This is a genomic window from Vibrio tubiashii ATCC 19109 (assembly GCF_000772105.1).
GTDB lineage: Bacteria > Pseudomonadota > Gammaproteobacteria > Enterobacterales > Vibrionaceae > Vibrio > Vibrio tubiashii.
Window position 1 is genome coordinate 2442346 of the sequence record NZ_CP009354.1, and the last position, 18791, is coordinate 2461136.

The 18791-nt window shown below is 43.9% G+C and carries 18 protein-coding genes and 1 tRNA gene; 10 read left to right on the plus strand and 9 right to left on the minus strand.

Annotation, left to right across the window (positions count from 1 at the left end; all coding sequences use genetic code 11):
• Nucleotides 1-3: 3 nt before the first annotated feature.
• Nucleotides 4-831 (minus strand): protein-glutamate O-methyltransferase, encoded by an 828-nt coding sequence (locus IX91_RS11110; protein ID WP_004746773.1) that lies wholly within the window; start codon nt 829-831, stop codon nt 4-6.
• Nucleotides 832-843: 12 nt separating this feature from the next.
• Nucleotides 844-1770 carry a chemotaxis protein CheV gene (locus IX91_RS11115; protein ID WP_004746774.1) on the minus strand — a complete coding sequence of 309 codons (927 nt, stop codon included), beginning with the start codon at nt 1768-1770 and terminating at the stop codon, nt 844-846.
• 80 nt (nt 1771-1850) lie between these two features.
• Between IX91_RS11115 and flgA the strand changes: the two genes are divergently transcribed.
• From flgA to IX91_RS11130, 3 genes are all read left to right on the plus strand, one after another.
• The gene (gene flgA, locus IX91_RS11120; protein ID WP_004746776.1) at nt 1851-2597 is read left to right on the plus strand and encodes a flagellar basal body P-ring formation chaperone FlgA; all 747 of its coding nucleotides are present in this window, start codon (nt 1851-1853) and stop codon (nt 2595-2597) included.
• 85 nt (nt 2598-2682) lie between these two features.
• A complete protein-coding gene (gene flgM, locus IX91_RS11125) occupies nt 2683-2997 on the plus strand; it encodes a flagellar biosynthesis anti-sigma factor FlgM (RefSeq protein ID WP_004746778.1) in 315 nt (104 codons plus the stop codon).
• Nucleotides 2998-3015: 18 nt separating this feature from the next.
• Complete coding sequence (locus IX91_RS11130; protein ID WP_004746781.1) at nt 3016-3441, plus strand: flagella synthesis protein FlgN; 426 nt, start codon at nt 3016-3018, stop codon at nt 3439-3441.
• A 64-nt stretch (nt 3442-3505) separates the two neighbouring features.
• Here IX91_RS11130 and flgP read toward each other — a convergent pair whose 3' ends face one another.
• Complete coding sequence (gene flgP, locus IX91_RS11135; protein WP_004746782.1) at nt 3506-3937, minus strand: flagellar assembly lipoprotein FlgP; 432 nt, start codon at nt 3935-3937, stop codon at nt 3506-3508.
• Nucleotides 3938-3945: 8 nt separating this feature from the next.
• A complete protein-coding gene (locus IX91_RS11140; RefSeq protein WP_004746784.1) occupies nt 3946-4581 on the minus strand; it encodes a FlgO family outer membrane protein in 636 nt (211 codons plus the stop codon).
• Between the two features lie 163 nt (nt 4582-4744).
• Here IX91_RS11140 and IX91_RS11145 point away from each other — a divergent pair, with 163 nt between their 5' ends.
• The 3 genes from IX91_RS11145 to IX91_RS11155 all read left to right on the plus strand — a co-directional run bounded on the left by IX91_RS11145 (nt 4745) and on the right by IX91_RS11155 (nt 6704).
• A complete protein-coding gene (locus tag IX91_RS11145) occupies nt 4745-5881 on the plus strand; it encodes a flagellar assembly protein FlgT (RefSeq protein WP_004746785.1) in 1137 nt (378 codons plus the stop codon).
• 52 nt (nt 5882-5933) lie between these two features.
• A tRNA-Arg gene (locus tag IX91_RS11150) sits at nt 5934-6010 on the plus strand.
• Between the two features lie 187 nt (nt 6011-6197).
• Complete coding sequence (locus IX91_RS11155; RefSeq protein WP_004746786.1) at nt 6198-6704, plus strand: hypothetical protein; 507 nt, start codon at nt 6198-6200, stop codon at nt 6702-6704.
• 64 nt (nt 6705-6768) lie between these two features.
• Here IX91_RS11155 and IX91_RS11160 read toward each other — a convergent pair whose 3' ends face one another.
• The 5 genes from IX91_RS11160 to IX91_RS11180 all read right to left on the minus strand — a co-directional run bounded on the left by IX91_RS11160 (nt 6769) and on the right by IX91_RS11180 (nt 12614).
• Nucleotides 6769-7743, minus strand: coding sequence for an OmpA family protein (locus IX91_RS11160; protein WP_004746787.1), 975 nt, complete (start codon nt 7741-7743; stop codon nt 6769-6771).
• A gap of 221 nt (nt 7744-7964) precedes the next feature.
• Nucleotides 7965-8933, minus strand: coding sequence for an OmpA family protein (locus IX91_RS11165; protein ID WP_004746790.1), 969 nt, complete (start codon nt 8931-8933; stop codon nt 7965-7967).
• A 270-nt stretch (nt 8934-9203) separates the two neighbouring features.
• A complete protein-coding gene (gltX, locus tag IX91_RS11170; protein ID WP_004746791.1) occupies nt 9204-10631 on the minus strand; it encodes a glutamate--tRNA ligase in 1428 nt (475 codons plus the stop codon).
• A 120-nt stretch (nt 10632-10751) separates the two neighbouring features.
• Nucleotides 10752-11393: a YccT family protein gene (locus IX91_RS11175; RefSeq protein WP_004746792.1), complete on the minus strand. Its 642-nt coding sequence runs from the start codon at nt 11391-11393 to the stop codon at nt 10752-10754.
• Between the two features lie 75 nt (nt 11394-11468).
• Nucleotides 11469-12614, minus strand: a complete 1146-nt coding sequence (locus IX91_RS11180; protein ID WP_004746795.1) for a porin — start codon at nt 12612-12614, stop codon at nt 11469-11471.
• A gap of 479 nt (nt 12615-13093) precedes the next feature.
• Between IX91_RS11180 and IX91_RS11185 the strand changes: the two genes are divergently transcribed.
• From IX91_RS11185 to IX91_RS11200, 4 genes are all read left to right on the plus strand, one after another.
• Nucleotides 13094-15790, plus strand: coding sequence for a heavy metal translocating P-type ATPase (locus IX91_RS11185; RefSeq protein ID WP_038197128.1), 2697 nt, complete (start codon nt 13094-13096; stop codon nt 15788-15790).
• Nucleotides 15787-16230 carry a DUF411 domain-containing protein gene (locus IX91_RS11190; protein ID WP_004746799.1) on the plus strand — a complete coding sequence of 148 codons (444 nt, stop codon included), beginning with the start codon at nt 15787-15789 and terminating at the stop codon, nt 16228-16230. Before IX91_RS11185 ends, IX91_RS11190 begins: the two co-directional genes overlap by 4 nt.
• A 276-nt stretch (nt 16231-16506) precedes the next feature.
• On the plus strand, nt 16507-17133 hold the full coding sequence (locus IX91_RS11195; RefSeq protein ID WP_004749083.1) for an outer membrane beta-barrel protein: 627 nt from the start codon (nt 16507-16509) through the stop codon (nt 17131-17133).
• Nucleotides 17134-17278: 145 nt separating this feature from the next.
• On the plus strand, nt 17279-18778 hold the full coding sequence (locus tag IX91_RS11200) for a winged helix-turn-helix domain-containing protein (protein ID WP_236642808.1): 1500 nt from the start codon (nt 17279-17281) through the stop codon (nt 18776-18778).
• Nucleotides 18779-18791 lie beyond the last annotated feature (13 nt).

Consider the following 18791-nt stretch of genomic DNA (forward strand, 5'->3'; position numbering starts at 1 on the left):
CGATTATTTGAGCTTGTAAATAATACCTGGGTTACATCGAACCATCTCAAACCGGTCAGTAAGGCCAGTCAAAGATTCAGACGCACCCAACAGCAAGTAGCCACCAGGGTTTAAGCTATTTGCCATCTGGTTCAATACTTGCGACTTCATATCTGGCGAAAAGTAGATAAGTACGTTACGACAGAAAATAATGTCGAACTTACCCAGTAACGCATAACTGTCCATTAAGTTCTGCGGTCGGAAGTTAACCAGACGCTTCACATTGTCTTTGACCTTCATTCGGCCATCGCCGGCATCTTCAAAGAAGTTGCGTCGGCGTTCAGGGGAAAGACCTCGACCTAACGCCAAATTGTCATAAACACCGGCACGACACATATCAAGCATGCTCGCTGAGATATCAGTAGCGGTAATAGACACGCTAGGCAGCATGCCAGGTTTGCGCTGTTGAGTCTCAAGTATCGTCATCGCCATAGAATAAGGCTCTTGACCTGAAGAGCTTGCCGCTGACCAAATTTTGATTGGGCGCTTATTGGCTGCCGCTTCTGGCAACAACTTGTTAGCAAGCACTTCAAATGGATAGGTATCACGAAACCACAGTGTCTCGTTGGTGGTCATGGCATCAACAGCGGCAACACGCAGTTCACGATTACGCCCAGTCACCACATCTCTAAGCAAGTCAGACAGAGTCGCTAACTTAAACTTAGTGACGAGCGGGCTTAGTCGGCTTCTGACTAGGTACTGCTTACTATCACCAAGCACAATACCACATTGTGACTCTAAGAATCGGCTGAAATCACGATACTCTTGATCGCTTATAGTTATCGCTGTCATTAACTTCTCTTTTTATTCTGTAAGTGCAGCTTTTACTGCATTACCAAGCTCATCAGGGTTGAATTTCGCAATAAAGGAGTTAGCTCCTACCCGCTCAACCATCGCTTGGTTAAATACACCACTAAGTGATGAGTGAAGAATAACATAAAGATCTTTAAGATCAGGGTTACGCCTTATTTCGGCTGTTAGTGTATAGCCATCCATTTCCGGCATCTCGATATCTGAGATAACCAAAGAAATCTGGTCATAGATACTGCCCTCAGCTGCCATTTCTACTAGCTTCTCATAAGCTTGCTTACCATCAATAACAGCAACGGCTTCAAATCCTAATGATGTAATTGCGCGCTCAACCTGCTTACGTGCAACCGTCGAGTCATCCGCAATGAGAATACGACGTACAATCTCTTTTTCTGCCTCAACCTGAGCAATCTCTTCGCCTATTGATGCATCCATTGTCTCGTCAACTGGCGCGATTTCTGCAAGAATTTTTTCTACATCGAGAATTTCAACTAGCTCGTTATCAATGTTGGTGACAGCCGTTAAGTAATTGGATTTACCAGCCCCTTCAGGTGGTGGCAAAATTGCTTCCCAGTGCATATTAATAATACGCTCGACAGAAGTAACCAAAAAGGCCTGAATAGTGCGGTTAAATTCAGCAATAACTACAAAAGCTTTTTCGACGTCAGTAGTAGGTCTGCCCCCCACCGCCAGACTTAAATCAATAACAGAAACAGTATGGCCACGAATATGAGCCACACCTTTGACGAGTCGGTGTAAGTTTGGCATTGAAGTAAGCTTAGGGCACTGAAGTACCTCTTTTACTTTAAATACGTTAATTCCATAACGTTGACGCCCCATCAGGCGAAAAGTTAGGAGTTCTAATCGGTTTTGTCCGACGAGTTGCGTACGCTGATTCACAGAATCAAGAATACCCGACATAAGCTCATCTCCATCTCAAACTTTAATGCTAAAAAAAATGGTAGTCTACTAACGGCCATGTAAAACTTTAGAGAAACAGAATGACATACTTCAAATCACACTTATGCTCATTTTCCATAACTAATTGTAGAGCTTTCTATAAAAAGTTTTATAAGTCTATCGGCTTTTTGTTGTTTTTCTTTAGTTTTTCAGCGACATCTGCAACAGAAAACCAAATTCAACTTATTCAACAAGCTGCAGAAGAGTACATTCTTGCAACTATTGAGTGGCCTTCAGGTGGCACACTAGAGGCCAAAGCGGCAAATTTAGATAGCCGAATTTTTGCGACTGACTGTCCTACCGCACTTAATAGTTCTTCTTCATCGACCAACCCCAACGCCAGTAATATCACCGTACTGGTGGAATGTCCCGACGATGACTGGCGAGTCTACGTACCTGTACGTTTAACTCGCACAGGCCCCCAAGTTGTACTCACTACGCCACTATCACGCGGGCAAATCATTGCTGCTCATGATATCACTATTAATATGGTAGACTTACAACGCTTTAGGCGGCAAGGCTTTTCCACAATTGATGCAGTAATAGGCGCAAAAGCAAAGAAAAACCTTCGCTCTGGTGACATTATAGAAGCTAGAGATATATGCGTCGTATGTCGCAATGAAACCGTCACAATTAAAGCCGTCAAGTCTGGTATGACGATTACCACAAAAGGTGTTGCGCTCACAGATGGTTCACATGGTGAACAGATAAGGGTGAAAAATAGTAAATCCAACCGTATAATTGAAGGACGTGTAACTGGAATTTCAGAAGTGACGGTCATCTTTTAGAACTTTTTAAAAAAAGCTAAAGTTTTAACCGTGTTCGTCGATATTGACAGTACATATCGATAAATCTTCAAAAGGCTCAACAATTATGGCAGGTATTGACAATATACGCTCAGGGCAAACGCTATCGACTTCGACGCGTAGTTCTGTTCGTAACGAAAGCAGTCCAACAAGCAGTTCAGACTCAGCAAAAAAATCTGATGTCGCTCAGGATTCAGTTTCACTCAGCTCACACGGCAAGGCGGTGGGAGAAATGCATAATCAAATGGCTAGCCAACCTAGCTTTGACAAAGCAAAAGTAGCCGCGATCAAAGAAGCGATTGCCAACGGCTCATACAATGTCGATCCTCAAAAACTCGCCGACAATATGATTAAGTTCGAAAAAGAGCTTGGCGGACTGTAATCTGCGAGATTGTTGACCATGGCTGCAATTCTAAGTTTGATCGAATTTCAATTGAAAAATGCCCAAGAGCTGACAGAAGTTCTTGAGCAAGAAAGAGCTGCGATTGCGAATCGAGTATCAAAAGATATCGAAGCCATCGCCAAAAAGAAGATAGTGTTAATTGAGCAGTTGCAGAGCACTGACGAACGTCTTCGTCGCCACCCTGAAGTAGACAACTTATCGAGTGATCCAGAGTTGAGCCCTCTGGTTGATCAGATTCGCGCTTTAGTCAGTGATTGCCAACAAGCCAACGAAGTAAATGGCCAAGCGCTGCAACGTGCACAGCTTAGCTTTAACAAACTCAATAACCTAATGCAGCAATCTCAAGGCAAATTAGGTATGACCTATACTGCTGAAGGCCAAACCAAGAATGTCACCACGTTAGGCACTAATATCAAGGCTTAGCAATAGGAATCAAAAAAGCGGCAACCAATGGTTGCCGCTTTTTGTTTGTTCGGAGATTGGGGGTTTAAAAGAGCGTCTGTTGACGTTTTTCAGGAACGGTTTGCACCTCACCATAATCACGTAGCTTATTCATTTTCTGAATATCTAGTCTTAGCTCTGTGACATAGCTATCGCCGACTTTATAACTACGCACAACTTCGGCACCACGTATCACACCATCAACAGCGCCAGATGTCAGTTCAGTGCCTAGACGTTGGTCTTGCAGGTCAGCACGGCCACTTACGCGCATCCCGTAGACTTGCTCGGCTAACTCACGATAAGCATCGATTTTAGACGCACGCATCGCACGAACTTGCTTTTCTTCTTCATTGCGGCCTTTTTGTTCGCTGATGCTTGCATAACCAACGGCTGTTAACCAGTCATCTTTACGCATATCGGTTAGAGGTTGGCAACCGACCATAACTAAAGCAACAATCAGCAGTAGTAGCTTTTTCATCTTGTCTCCTATGGACGCAATATAACCGTGTAAGGCTGAGTAATCGTTGGATCAGAACGGATTAATACACCATCTTGGGTACGAATACTATTAAGGGTATCAAGATCTCGACCAATACGATCCGCTGGTAAGAAGCCTTGCGCCGTAGCAACCACAACACGCGACTGCATGCCTACAACACGAGCGTTCACCAATACGCCGCCTTCTTGGCGTAACATCGTACCCGTTAGTACGTATTGAATATCTTGCTCTTGCGCCAAATCTTTCCAATCACGACTAAAGGCAAAATCACCTTGATGCGTTACCTGTATAGACCCCGTTGTTTTGAAGTCTACCACTTTAAAGCCGCGACGTTGGAACTGATGGATAAAACCTTCAGACACGGAGTTACCTAACCAGTTGGTCGCATCCATGTTTTGTAGGTCAACAAACGAGGTAACCGCAATTGGCGTACGTGCAGACACACTGGTGTTCGAAACCATTAAGTCTTCTGTCATACTCTCTACAAAGAAGTCAAGAGTATGACGCGGGCTCTCCATAAGCATAAACTGCGAGCCTGGGTACGGTTCTTTACCGTTATATATTGGAGCATAGGCACAAGCAGTGAGAAACACCACTGGGACTAGCGATAGCCATTTTTTCATTCTCAAATCTCCGATACATTAAGGCTTAAAATGTCAGATCTTTTAGCTCTCTTCTAAAAGTGGAACATTCCTTGCTTTTCTAAGTTTGCAACTATTTAGAAAGGCAATGCCTAAATCAGCTAAGATTTAACAAGCAAGAAATGAACCAACTTGGTAACTAGATATGAAAAAATCGCTTCTTCTCTTCTTCTCCACACTTTACCTAAGCGTATTTGCTACCACGGCATCTGCGGCATGGTTTGAAGTGACAGGGACTGCCACTGTTGTCTCTTCGGAAGAAGTCGCACGTATCCATGCCTTGGAAGATGCTCTGTTCAAAGCCGTTAGCTTCTCTGGTGCAGATATAGGCAGTATTGCGAATCTACGCCCTCTTTTAGAAAGCGACAGAAAGGAATATCAATTTACCAACAGCGAAGTGCGCTATATCTTGGTTGATGAGCAGAAAACTCGCAGTGGCGTCATGTTTGTCAAAGCCCGCATTGATATTTACCCATCGGCAACGGGTTGCCACGTTAGCCAGTATAAGAAGACTTTTCTGGTCGGCAATATCGATATTGCTTCTCCTCAACAAGCGGTAATGGGGCAAATCTATAGCGTGGGCGATGACTTCGCTAACGTAATCAATCGTCAGCTAGATCAGCAGTCTGCCAACTTCGTCTCTGTCGGTACCACCGATTTCGAAATTAACAAGCGCTATCCAGAACGGCTAAAAATGATCGCTGAAGATACCGGTGCTCAATACATCATTGGGGGCGTAATTACAGATTTAACTGCCACCATTGAAGCAGGTGGTTTACTCAGTGATGACGTGATTAACCGCCAGTTTGCTTTAGAGATGCTAGTATTTGATGGAAAGACAGGCAACGAAGTCTATAACCGCAATTACCGCGAAGTCGCACGTTGGCCGTTTGCTAAAACCAGTCAAGTCGACACTCGTAGTGCGCGCTTTTGGGCTTCGACCTATGGCGACATGATGCTGCGCGTTAGCCGCAATATTATGTTAGACCTAGAGTCAGAGGTCTCTTGTAAAATCACGCTGCCAGAAGTGGTGGCCAAATGGGATAACACCATCACAATCGACCTCGGGCGCATTCATGGTGTGATGGAAGGCGACAAACTGCAATTGTGGCATACAGGTTCGTTCATCGACCAACGTGGATTGCCACGAAACAAGGTCACTGAAACCGATATTACGCTAACGGTATCTCGCGTGTATGAAAACGAAGCGGAGCTTACTGTTGACCAAGCAGAGCTTTCAGGGAGCATTCAAATCGGCGACGTCATGCACAAGCTACTATAAAAAACCACTTCGGACTTAACTTATGATTTGAAATCAGTATCATAAGATTAAAGCTCCCGTGGCACAGCTGGATAGCGCGGTCCCCTCCTAAGGGATAGGTCACAGGTTCGAATCCTGTCGGGAGCGCCAGAACTTATAAGGGGCTAAATAATCACTATTTAGCCCCTTTTGCTTTTTGTCAGGCGCAGCAACGACAATTTTGCGAGCAAGTTCGTAGCTAAGATGATACAAAAAAGCGGCTATTAAAAATCAAACCTTCTACATTTGTGGACATTCAACTAAAATAGCTATTAATAAAACTATTTATAAAAAATGAATGACCAAAAGTAACTTGACCACTAACACTGGTCACCGCTTTATTTCAAAAGCCAAGACAGCATTTAAGATTCATATCCACACTCCTGATGACAAAGTTCTTCATCGCTCAGTGGGATACGTACGTATTGGTGAAAAAAAGGGCTTGAAGAAAGCGATCAAACTTCGCAACGAACTTGGTTCAGAAATGTGGGGCAAGTTTTGGCGTAAGTTACTCAAAGACCCTTATTTAATGACTCGCTTGCCGCATTCGCTAGAGCCTAAGATCATCTTTAAACCTAGACCAACGAAAGAGAACCCAACGGCGAAAGACGAATGCTATATCGCTGCTTGGCGTAATTATGATGAGAACGGCAAGCTGATCTATAAGAGCGTGGTTTGTTCAATCAAAAAACATGGTCGATTAGCCGCCTACTCGAAAACGAAAAAAGCCTTATTGGCAGCGAACAAGGAGAATCTAGAAATTCTAGAGTTTATGGGGCGATTAAATAGTATCGATTTGAAGTGATATCCAACTAAGTTCAATCAAAAAGCCTTGGTACAACGCCAAGGCTTTTTGGATTTTATTGAGATTACTCTACTTCGTATTCAAACGCAGGGACAATGATTTCAACACGTCGGTTTTGAGCTCGACCTTCAGCGGTGTCATTTGAAGCGACTGGATTATTCTCACCTTCACCTTTCGCCGTGATACGTGAGCTATCAACACCTGCATCTAGCAATGCACTCTCAATCGATTTAGCACGCTTTTCAGACAGTTTCTGGTTGTATGCAGCCGCACCACTTGAGTCTGTGTAACCGGTGATTTCTACATTTGACTGAGGGTACTGCTTCATAAACTGAACCAGTTCCTCTAGCATTGGCAAGCTTTCAGGCTTTAGTTCGGCGCTATTTAAAGCAAAAGCACCAGAATCAACAACCTTAGTTTCAAAAGTCTTCAGCACTGGTGTGACAACCACAGCCTCTTCAACGACAACTTCTTCTACCACTTTCTCTTCTGCCACATAAGGCTCAGATGCTAGCTGCTCACTTGCCCCAAACTTATAGACGAATCCTAACGTAGCTGAGTTCACTGCCGCACGTACATAGTCGTTGTTTACGTCAGTCAGGCGCTGATACTCAAGACGAATTGACACATTTTTGTGCGAATCTACCTCAAAACCAACCGCACCAAGAAATGAGTTGTCATTCTTGTTGCCGTAGTCAACTCGTGCGCCACCAAACTTACCGTAAAGAGAAATATCTTCAGTCAAAGACAGGTTTAGCTTTGGAGCAATAGTGAAGGCTTTTACTTTGTCATCGGCTAAGCCATCTGCTGTAAACTCGCCCAGATAGTCATAGCCCGCTTCCAGCGACAAATAATCCATAAATTGGTAACCCGCTAAAACACCTACCGCCATTGAATCATCATCACAATTGGCCGTAATTGAAGTACAAGCGTCATCCAACCATGACTTACCGACTTTACCACCTAAATAGAAATCTGCGTTTGCATTCATTGATGCCAGTGCAAGCGTACTTGAAATTACCACTGCTAACTTTTTCATGAGTCCTTCCCCATTTTTCATTATGTTTATGCTAGTCAAACTACTTTAGACCAACAGCTCTAGTTTAGTCTTAGAACTAGAAGATAGCACTACTATTGCATATGCCAAACGAAATATTTCGCAAGCCAGATAGAAAGCGCCATTATAATGGGCTTACCTGTCTTACAAATAAGACAAAGCCCCAACCAATGGTTGAGGCTTTGCATGAGGAAGAGAAACTGCTAGTTCACTTGATACTCGAATTCGTTGATAACTACCTCTGCACGTCTGTTTTGAATTCGACCTTCTCGGGTTTCATTTGAGGCAACCGGATTACTTACCCCTTCGCCTTTAACGTTAATGCGAGAGTTGTTCACTCCAAAGCTATTAATCACGTCAGCGACAGATTGCGCTCTTTGTTCAGACAGCGTCAAGTTATAACTTGCTGGTCCGCTGATATCTGTATGCCCTATAACATCAACGCTCGATTCTGGATATTGAAGCATAAACTCGGACACTTCTTGTAGAGCAACCTTGCTGCTATCCGTCAACTCTGCACTATCAAACTTAAACTGGACCGAGTACACGACCTGAGTTTCGTATGTTTTCATCACTGGTTTAACAATGACTTCTTCAACAGCAACGTTTTGTAGTTGCATCTCTTCTTGAACAACAGGCTCATTGACCGTATTTGCCGAGCTGCCAAATTTAGTGGTAAAGCCTAATGTAACCGCGTTACCTGAAATTCCATGAGACTCGATATCTATATCCGCCAGACGTTGATATTCTAGTTGAATATCGATGTTTGGTAGAACGTTGTAGCTAAGACCTAAAGAACCCATCAACGTGGAGTCACTTTTATTTCCATACTCCACATAAGCACCACCAGCTTTTGCAAACACATCAAGACTATTGGTTAGCGGAATATTGAAACGCGGCGCTAGAGAATAAGAAATTAGGCCAGCGTCGGTATATCCAGCACCTGTTGTTTTACCCAACGTATCTAAGCCTGCCTCTAAGGCAAAATGATCGTTAAATTCATAACCTAAAAACGAACCAAGTGCCCAAGAATTTTCATCACACTGACTTCCAGAAGTACATAGATCATCTACCCAACTTGCACCTGCCTTCGCTCCAAGATAGATTTGAGCGTTAGCGGAAGCTGAAACAAGCAAGATAAGACTAGACGCAACCACCACTTTTTTATTCATTCTCTAATCCTTAATTATTGAATGTGGCCATTACTTGGCTGACATTCCAATAAAACAATAACTTAATCGGTAATTAAGGAGCAAAAAATACACATATATTTAATCAATAACAATTTTCTTTTCCAATTTTTATTTTAATTCATGGATTTATAGGTTTTCAGGAAAATCAACTGGAAACATGCGGCTAACTAGAAAGCTGAGGCAATATGTTTAGGCAATAAAAAACCGCAGCGATTTGCTGCGGTTTCGGTTTTGATTCAGGCGAACTTGTTATGCGTTAGCTTCGCGCTCAGCAATAAACTCTAGTGCCATCTTGATGCGAGCAATAACGCGCTCTTTGCCTACGAGTTCCATTACTGCGTCAACTGATGGAGATTGACCACCGCCAGTTACCGCAACACGCAGTGGCATACCGATTTTGCCCATGCCGATCTCTAGTTCTTCACAAACCGCAGCGATCACGCCTTGTTTGATGTTGTCCGTTGTCCACTCTTCTAGTGCTTCCACTTTAGCGAGTGCCAATGCTAGTGGCTCTTTCGCTACACCGCGAAGGTGCTTCTTCGCTGCACCCGCTTCGAACTCAGAAAAGTCTTCGTAGAAGTAACGGATTTGCTCAGCTAGCTCCACAAGTGTATTACAGCGCTCACCTACTAAGGTGATCACTTCCGTAATTGCTGGGCCGTTTTCAACGTTTAGGTTTTGGTTATCTAGGTGCCATTGCAGATGCTCAGCTACATACTCAGGAGCTGAAGTTTTGATGTAATTGTTGTTCAACCAAAGTAGCTTTTCCGTATTGAAGGCAGATGCTGACTTCGAAATCGCGTTCAAGCTAAATAGATCGATCATCTCTTGCTCTGAGAAGATCTCTTGGTCACCGTGAGACCAACCTAGACGTACTAGGTAGTTATTCAGTGCATTCGGTAGGTAACCTTCATCGCGGTATTGCATCACAGAGACCGCACCATGGCGCTTAGACAGCTTGGCACCATCATCACCAAGAATCATCGCACAGTGTGCAAATGTTGGTACAGGTGCACCTAGTGCTTCATAAATGTTGATTTGACGAGGCGTGTTGTTGATGTGGTCTTCACCGCGAACAACATGAGTAATGCCCATATCCCAGTCATCCACCACTACAACAAAGTTGTATGTCGGAGCTCCGTCTGTACGACGAATAATCAAATCATCTAACTGACTGTTAGCAATTTCAATGCGCCCACGAATTTGGTCATCAAATACCACGCTGCCTTCTTTAGGGTTACGGAAACGGATAACAAATGCATCACCCTCTTTCGCTTCTGTGTTTGCAGCTACGATTTTTGGATGGTTTGCATCGTAGCGTGGCATCTCTTTCGCCGCTTCTTGCTCAGCACGGATCTCATCTAATAGTTCTTTAGATGCGTAACATTTGTATGCTTTGTCTTCAGCTAGCAGCTTATCAACCATTTCGTTGTAACGGTCAAAACGCTTAGATTGGAAGTAAGGACCTTCATTCCACTCTAAACCCATCCACTGCATACCTTCTAGGATCGCATCTACCGCTTCCTGAGAGTTACGTTCTAGGTCTGTATCTTCGATACGTAGAACAAATTCACCACCTTGGTTTTTAGCGTAAAGCCAAGAGTAAAGTGCAGTACGAGCACCACCAACGTGTAGGTAGCCTGTTGGGCTAGGAGCAAAACGAGTTTTAACCGTCATGTAAAATACCTTGATTGTCTAAATGACCGCACCACTCTATTCAAATGAGGATGGTGCCAAAATTGCGCGTTATTTTAGCACCGATATGCAAATCTACAATCCATCTACACCATGTTTTATTTATTCATTGATGTGTTTGACTGCCCAAGAGATAAACTCTTGGCGCTGAGTCGGCGTCATAGACAAAAAGTCGCTTTTAATTGAGCCGCTTGAAGTCGCAATAGCTGCCTTCATATCTGCTTGAGCACTTTCATTGCTATCTACTTGAGATGTCACAGCATCTGTGTGGGAGATAGAGGCAATGCCCCCAACTTGGTTATACTCAGCCACTGCCGCTTCATAATCATTGAACTGGGAAAAGCCTTTGATGTGTAACAGATCAACCTGGTAATCCACAGCCTTACCCTGAGCATCGAGTAGTGAGAAGTCCAATGCTTTGCGGAACGATTTCGCTTGATCAACATGACGGAAAACCGGATAGCTAAGCGTGGCCGGAGCAGACGCTGCATCAAATTTAATTACGACTGACGGAAACACCAATTTATTGCGACGGCCATCTTCAACAACCAGTTGGTCAAGGGCGAATAAGAGCTGGTTTTCACCCTCTTTCAAATTAATCACTTGGGCGCTTTTATAATCATTACGAGTCAGCTCTTTTCCATTTAGCACTAACGGCTCAATCTCGTTAATAATGGTAAGCTCGGTCGCTCCCACTGGCAGAGCCATCGCAGCGAATAAAAGTGCGCTTGTTAGTTTTTTCATAGATTCCTCGACGTCAAAGCGAATAGTAAACAACGAAGGGCGGCATAAAGCCGCCCATATAATTTTAATTAATAATTAGAACCAGTATTCGATACCGACAGACGCTTCATCAAAGCTGTCTGACTTCCAACGACCTTGGTAACCTTCACCAGTAGTTCCAGTGTTTTCTAGGTCATTCATTGCGTAACGAGCGTACACAACCGCGTTAGTATCAACCGAGTACATTAACTGCATGGAAGTCACTTTATCTTTAGTGCCTTCAATATCTTTGCCATCAACTTCTAGGCCAAGGTTTTCAGCGCGAGCGATCTTCGCTTGCCACTTGTTACCTTCACCAAAGTTGTAGGTTAGACCCACAGAGTAAGAGTGCTCTGTCTCATCGCTGCCTTTAGTATCTTGTGCTTCAGCAATACGGTAGTAAGCGAAATAGCCTAAGCCGTTAGTGAAACCACCTTGAGAGCCCAATAGGTAGGTTTGGTTGTCCCAATATTTAGCATTATCGCCTTCCATTGTGTCGTAGTTCATTTCATATGCTAAATCGAGCTGAACCCAACCCCAGTCACCGTTGAACTGCTGGTGCGCGGCCATACCATGCCAGTAGTTGCTACCCGCTTTTGTGCTACTTGTACCACCCGCTCGGTCTTGACCTGCACCCGCTGCGATATCCATGGTGAAGCCTTTCCACAACTCATTCGTATCCCAGCGAATGGTATCGGATTGACGGTCGTTAAAGTTGTTACCGCCAATGTTGCCACCCCAGTCCCAAACGTTACCCATGCCAGGGTTGGTTGCAGGCCAGTCAATCAATTCGTAAATTGGCGTTAGTACGCGGCCTAGGCGAACTTTACCAATCGTGTCATGTTCAAAACCGACGAAGGTATCACGACGACCTAGATAGCCATTACCACCATCTTCACCTGCAAATGACTCATCAACGTAGCCTGACTCGATTTGCCACAAGAATGTCCAGTTATCCCAGCTATCGAACTTCGCTGTACCACGCCAACCAAGGCGAGACTCGTTGTTGAACTGAACACCATCGTTCTGTGGTGAGTTGTCGTAATCACGGTTTGCTACCTGCATAGCAATCAAACCATAGATACCTTGCTCATATTTAGCTTCTGCGGGATTCAGGTTCGTATCTGCGGCGGCCATGCCAGAGAAACCTAATACAACGGTCGAAACCGCTGCGCCAAGAAGTGTCTTTTTGAACATAGACATAGTATTAACCCCTAGTAATTATTCATTTTGGTCGTTTTTCTTAGTACCCCTCTCACACTTATCAATTGGTGTTCGAGGGGGACTATTTATGGACAGGGGCATGGTGACAAACTTTTTTTGCTGCAAGAAATGAGGCGAAAAATAATCTGACTACGTTCAAATCAAAAAAAACACAAACAAGATAAAACAAATAAAAACAACAGGTTAAAATCACAAATCAATAAACAAAAACGTCAAAACACTCAGTTACAATCAAATTACCCAGTTAACTCAGGGAAATTTTCGGCGCAGATCACCGTAAATTTTTATTCCTTTATAGGTATTAACAAGTTTCCCAGTAAAAGTTTGAAATCTCTCGCAATCATCTGAGCTAACAAGTTTCAAATAATTCTAATTTTGACGTTTTGGTTTAAAGGCTTGACCTTACCCTTGAGGTAAGGTTTAGGCTAAGCAACAGTTCCATTTTTCGAGGTGTTGATATGTCTAAGTTTGATATTCCATTGGCAGGATTAAACTGCATGGGATGCGCACGTAATGTAGAGCGAGCCCTTACCGCAGAACACCAAGTACAGATTCACCAACTGTCCCCAACCTTTATCTCGTTGGAAACTGACAGCTCATTTTCATCGATCGCAAAAGTGGTTGAGAAACTTGGCTATTCAGCGGGCAATCAGCATCATTTTTTCTTAACTGGACTAAATTGTGGTAAATGCGTGGCCAAGCTTGAGCAAGCATTGGCACAAGATCCGCTCAATGGCACATTTGCAGTTTCGAAAACAGAATTAGCCATTACTACCCTACGAACAGCTGAAGAAGTTACACAGTTAGTTGCATCACTTGGCTATCAAGCTAACCAAGAGACAATCGAACTTGATGAAATTGAGCCTGCTAACACTGAGGTAGTTCAACCTGTCAGCCCGATAGAAGAAGTATCGGCTCACTCTTTTCATTTAATTATCTCCGGCATGACCTGTGCGAGTTGCGTATCGTCCGTGGAGAAGGCTCTGATTTCTGTTAAAGGCGTTCAAAAAGCTCAGGTCAATTTAGCAGAGCAAAGCGCGTCAGTTTTTAGTACAGAACCAAAAGAGCAGATTGAAGCCGAGCTTGTTACCACAGTCAAAGAAGCAGGTTTTCAGGCACAAATCATTGATGACCCAGCAACGCAGCAACAAAAACAGATTGAACAACAAGAGCAAGCGCAAGCACAACATAGAAAAAGTGCGTTAGCCGGTATTGTTGTCGGTGCACCACTGATGCTCTGGGGAGTGTTTGGTGGCAACATGATGATTCGTAACAGCCAAGATCAACTGGTTTGGGGAGTCATTGGTGTCGTCTGCTTTTGGCTATTAGCATCAGCAGGGCGAAGCTTCTTTACTAATGCATGGCAAGCGCTTACTCACAAACGAGCGACGATGGATACCTTAGTCGCGCTTGGTACAGGTGCAGCTTGGCTGTTTTCCATGTTAGTAGTCACTATCCCCGAATGGTTTCCACTTGCTTCAAGGCACGTTTACTTTGAAGCGAGTGCGATGATCGTCGGATTAATCTCACTCGGTCACTATATAGAAGCCAAAGCCAAAGCCAAAACGACCCGCTCACTTCAAGCCTTAGTGAACCTTCAACCGCAGAACGCCACTCTAGTCACTGAGGATGGTGAACGTGAGATTCCGCTTGAGCAAGTCACCTTAGGCATGAGATTAAGAGTCAAACCCGGTGAGAAGGTGCCCGTAGATGGTGTGGTCGAGAGTGGCGAGTCTTATCTGGATGAATCTATGCTCACTGGTGAGCCGGTTCCAGTATACAAAGCATTAGGTGAGACAGTGTCAGCAGGTACCATCAATCAAGATGGCAGCTTAGTGATAACCGCTTCAGGCATCGGTAGCGATACCATGCTGTCGCGAATCATCACTATGGTTCGAGAAGCTCAGAGCAGTAAACCGGCTATTGCCAAGCTCGCCGATCAAATTTCATCGATATTCGTACCGGTTGTGGTTGCCATTGCTATTGTCTCTGCACTTGTGTGGTTTATGTTTGGTCCAGAGCCAAAAGCCAGTTATATGTTAGTAGTGACTACCACTGTGCTGATCATCGCCTGCCCTTGTGCGCTAGGGCTAGCAACACCATTGTCAGTTACAGTTGGAATAGGTAAAGCTGCTGAGATGGGTATTTTAATCAAAGATGCTGATGTCCTTCAGTCCGCAAGCAAAATAGATACGGTTGTATTTGATAAGACCGGAACCTTGACCAAAGGGAAGCCACAAGTTCAAGCCGTTCATTCAGTCTCCAATGACCTTGACCGCCTACTTGCCTTGGCCGCTTCGGTTGAAAAACACTCAGAGCATCCTCTGGCGAAAGCCATTGTTAATCAAGCTAACGAGAATCAACTCACTCTCGTTGATGTAGCGAACTTTGAGAATCGCCGTGGGCAAGGTGTTTTTGCCCAGTATCAACAGGAAGAAGTTGCGATTGTCTCACTCAACTATGCTCAGGCGCAGTCGTGGGAAATGTCCTCAATAGAGGCAGAAATTCGTCATTACCTAAACAATGCTTGGACTCCAGTTGTTATCGCAGTGAACGCTGAAGTCGTCGGCACGATCGCTATTGCCGATCCGATTAAAGAAGACGCAAAGCAAGCGGTATCCATGTTAAAAGCAATGGGTATTACACCTGTTATGCTCACGGGAGATAACCAGTCCGTCGCACAAGCCATCGCGACTCAATTAGGTATTGAACGCGTCATCGCCCAAGTATTACCAGATCAGAAAGCGAGCCATATTGAACAGCTTAAAAGTGAAGGCCGTAAGGTTGCCATGATTGGTGATGGTGTCAACGATGCACCCGCTCTCGCTTTAGCTGATATCGGTATAGCAATGGGCAGCGGCAGCGACGTCGCAATTGAAAGCGCGCAAATTACCTTGCTCAACTCATCGCCAGTTTCTGTTATCAAGGCTATTGAGTTGTCAAAAGCAACACTGCGTAACATGAAACAGAACCTGTTTGGCGCATTCATCTACAATTCACTAGGTATCCCAATTGCTGCTGGGGTACTTTATCCAGCTTTTGGCTTTTTGCTCAGCCCTGTTATCGCAGGTGCAGCAATGGCCCTATCATCAATAACGGTGGTGAGTAACGCTAACCGCCTAAGACTATTTAACACTTCCGAGAGGTCACTATGAATAGAAAAGCTCTAACTTTGGCTACCCTTGCACTTTTGTCTGGTCAAGCGTTAGCTGCTGATGTCATCAACCATAAATCACCTTACTGTGGTTGCTGTACGGAGTGGACCAAACACATGCAAGATGCTGGGTTTAATGTCGATGAAAAACTGCATGAAAACATGAACCCAATTAAACAGAAACTCGGGATTACACCAGAGCTTGCCTCTTGCCATACTGCTGAGATCAATGGTTATGTGTTTGAAGGGCATATCCCTGCCGAAGACATTAAGGCCTTCTTAGAAAACCCACCACGTAATGCAAAAGGGCTCGCGGTTCCAGGCATGCCGATGGGTTCACCAGGTATGGAATATGGCAATGACAAAGATGAGTATTCCGTCTATGCGTTTAATGAGAAGGGGCAGGTATTCACTTACCGACACTACGAAGGTAACAAATAACGGATTCTGTTGATTCTACTTGTATTGCACTTTAATCCACTCTGGCGGATTAAAGTGCAATAAAGATCCATCTAAATCATAGATATAGATCTAAATTAACATCAAGTGTAACTACGTTTACTTTTGTTTTTCGCATTATTTCTCTCTCTCAGATAACTTTCTCACCAACTTAACGACGCCGAGCAAATGGCGTTCAATCAACTCTAGCTGCATTACGCCTATTTAATAGAAACGCAGCAAATGAGTACTCGTTACCTAACAAAACTGAGAAGTACTATGCGTAAACATCTACTGATTGCAGCAACGGCTGCTGTGGTTTCACTACCAACTTTCGCTAACTCACCTTACATTGCGGTTGAACTTGCTGGCGGTAAATACAGCACCTCAGCAGCGGATGCCGAAAGCAAAACTGTCGTTGATAAACTTGATAACGCAGGCTCTTTTGCAATTAAAGGCGGCTCTTACCTAACTGAGAATGTACGTGTTTATGGTTACTTGCAATACAATGGTGAGTCAGAACTAAGCATCATCGATACTGAAGAAAATGCTCAAGTTAAGTTTCAGTTAGATGGATACCAATTTGGTGCGGGCTCTGACTACGTATATCACATTGACAAAAGTTTCTATGTCCTAGCTGGCGGTTCATTAGGTTACTACAACAGTGAGCTAGAAACTAAAGTGACACCAGCTATGGGCTTGAGCGCTTCAACTACGAGCAAAAACTCAGGCTTAACGTATGGTCTAAATACAGGTTTGGGTTACATGTTTACAGACCATTTTGGTATGGAAGCAGGCTACCGATTCAACTACTTTACCGGCAACGAGCATAAAGTAGATGACGAAGTGCTTGGTAAGTTTAAGTCTTCAAACCAAGGCTACATCAACGCTACTTACAAGTTCTAATTATTGAAGTTGACTCGGTGTGTACTCCCCTTGCACACCGAGTTTCTCAAAAATGATACAAGTAAGCTAACTTATGAAGGGATCTATAAGTCGAAAGAATATTTTTGTAGAATGCGCGGCGTCTTTTCGCTCCCCTGTGACTCGTATGAATTTACTCACTCAAGCCAAGCAAAGCGGCCAACTCATCGCTATTGCTCACTTACTCTATGATCCTGAACATAAAACGCTAACCAATGGCAGCAATGAAATCGCGCTAGAGCCGCGTAATGTCGCCTTGTTAGAAGTATTGCTGTCTAATGTCGGTGAGCCAACCTCCATCGAGCAATTTATTGAGCAAGTTTGGGAGAACCAGTACATCTCAAAAAATGTGGTCACAAACCGCATCAGTTTGCTGCGCAACCTGCTAAGAGAACATGTCCCGGAAATTGATTCGACCAAATTGATCGTGACCTATCCTAAAAGAGGCTATTACATTCCCAATAGTCATGTGAAACTGGTCAGTTCATCTCGCGTAAACCTAGATTCTGACAAACAGACCTCTGTAAATCATAAACTAAAGCTAAAACCATCAAAGTTTGCTTTTTGGAGCTCTGCTTTTGTTATTACAGCTCTTTTAGCGGCAGTAACTTTGGTCAATACATTCTTTGACGTAAAGGTCGAATCCAAAGATCAGGCTTTGTACGTACCTCAGGTTCGTTTGCTACTCGATCAAATCTCTTCGTCACGACAATCAATGCAGGAAGATGCTTTAAAGCTCAAAGTATTGTTACTCCATGCTTACAGCCATTCTCCTTATATCCACTTGGCCAATATGCGCTCACCGAGTTACTACTTGATGAGCTTAAGCGAGCACCATCACTTCCCGGGTTCAGATGCAATCAATGATTCGGATTATAAGTTGACGTTTAACCTGATAAAGGACAAAGAGGCAACAGATACACTAGAGGTCATCCTTTACCATTCGGCGTCCGCTCGTGTTGCGTGGCGTAACTTATATTCGCTTGAAGACAGTGAGTTGGTTGCAACAGTTAACGAATTAAACTCTGATTTGACCGAATACTTTAAGCTACCAACGCCTATTTTGCGCATCGATCAGGAACTTAAAACCAGTCTAACTCAACTATCTGAAGCTGAGTTCGATAAGTTAATTGAGCAAAATATGAGTGGCGCAGAGATTAGCTTCTATACCCGAGAGCTACTATTTAGCGACCAACCCTCTGATGTGCTTCGCCATTGGATTGACAAGGTTAAACAAAGTACGCCAACACCTTCTCCTGAGCTGCATATGTTGCTAGCACTACTTACCTATCGATCTGGTGAGATAGAGAAAAGCTTACAGATGCTACAGCGGGAGTATGTGGCAGAAATTCCCAATAACGCGCTTATTTTAATGCTGCAAGCCAATATTAGCCGTAAAAAACGCAATATAGAGCAATATTTAAGTAACTACCTAAAAGCGACAGCAGCGCTCACCAGTAGCATTTCGGCTAAGCAAGTCTTAGCGCACTATACGAGTGACAATAAGCAAGCCGCCTGCTTAGGTTTATGGAAAGACGCCCTATCAAACATAGAATACATGCAAATGCCGGATAGTATACTTTGGCAAGGTGTAGAACGCTTCTGCGCACCAATCAAAACAGCATGATACGAAAAAGGCC

Coding starts and splice junctions, on each gene's coding strand:
- IX91_RS11110 (WP_004746773.1), bottom strand. CDS start 831: ATGACAGCGATAACTATAAGCGATCAAGAGTATCGTGATTTCAGCCGA.
- IX91_RS11115 (WP_004746774.1), bottom strand. CDS start 1,770: ATGTCGGGTATTCTTGATTCTGTGAATCAGCGTACGCAACTCGTCGGA.
- flgA (WP_004746776.1), top strand. CDS start 1,851: ATGACATACTTCAAATCACACTTATGCTCATTTTCCATAACTAATTGT.
- flgM (WP_004746778.1), top strand. CDS start 2,683: ATGGCAGGTATTGACAATATACGCTCAGGGCAAACGCTATCGACTTCG.
- IX91_RS11130 (WP_004746781.1), top strand. CDS start 3,016: ATGGCTGCAATTCTAAGTTTGATCGAATTTCAATTGAAAAATGCCCAA.
- flgP (WP_004746782.1), bottom strand. CDS start 3,937: ATGAAAAAGCTACTACTGCTGATTGTTGCTTTAGTTATGGTCGGTTGC.
- IX91_RS11140 (WP_004746784.1), bottom strand. CDS start 4,581: ATGAAAAAATGGCTATCGCTAGTCCCAGTGGTGTTTCTCACTGCTTGT.
- IX91_RS11145 (WP_004746785.1), top strand. CDS start 4,745: ATGAAAAAATCGCTTCTTCTCTTCTTCTCCACACTTTACCTAAGCGTA.
- IX91_RS11155 (WP_004746786.1), top strand. CDS start 6,198: ATGACCAAAAGTAACTTGACCACTAACACTGGTCACCGCTTTATTTCA.
- IX91_RS11160 (WP_004746787.1), bottom strand. CDS start 7,743: ATGAAAAAGTTAGCAGTGGTAATTTCAAGTACGCTTGCACTGGCATCA.
- IX91_RS11165 (WP_004746790.1), bottom strand. CDS start 8,933: ATGAATAAAAAAGTGGTGGTTGCGTCTAGTCTTATCTTGCTTGTTTCA.
- gltX (WP_004746791.1), bottom strand. CDS start 10,631: ATGACGGTTAAAACTCGTTTTGCTCCTAGCCCAACAGGCTACCTACAC.
- IX91_RS11175 (WP_004746792.1), bottom strand. CDS start 11,393: ATGAAAAAACTAACAAGCGCACTTTTATTCGCTGCGATGGCTCTGCCA.
- IX91_RS11180 (WP_004746795.1), bottom strand. CDS start 12,614: ATGTCTATGTTCAAAAAGACACTTCTTGGCGCAGCGGTTTCGACCGTT.
- IX91_RS11185 (WP_038197128.1), top strand. CDS start 13,094: ATGTCTAAGTTTGATATTCCATTGGCAGGATTAAACTGCATGGGATGC.
- IX91_RS11190 (WP_004746799.1), top strand. CDS start 15,787: ATGAATAGAAAAGCTCTAACTTTGGCTACCCTTGCACTTTTGTCTGGT.
- IX91_RS11195 (WP_004749083.1), top strand. CDS start 16,507: ATGCGTAAACATCTACTGATTGCAGCAACGGCTGCTGTGGTTTCACTA.
- IX91_RS11200 (WP_236642808.1), top strand. CDS start 17,279: ATGAATTTACTCACTCAAGCCAAGCAAAGCGGCCAACTCATCGCTATT.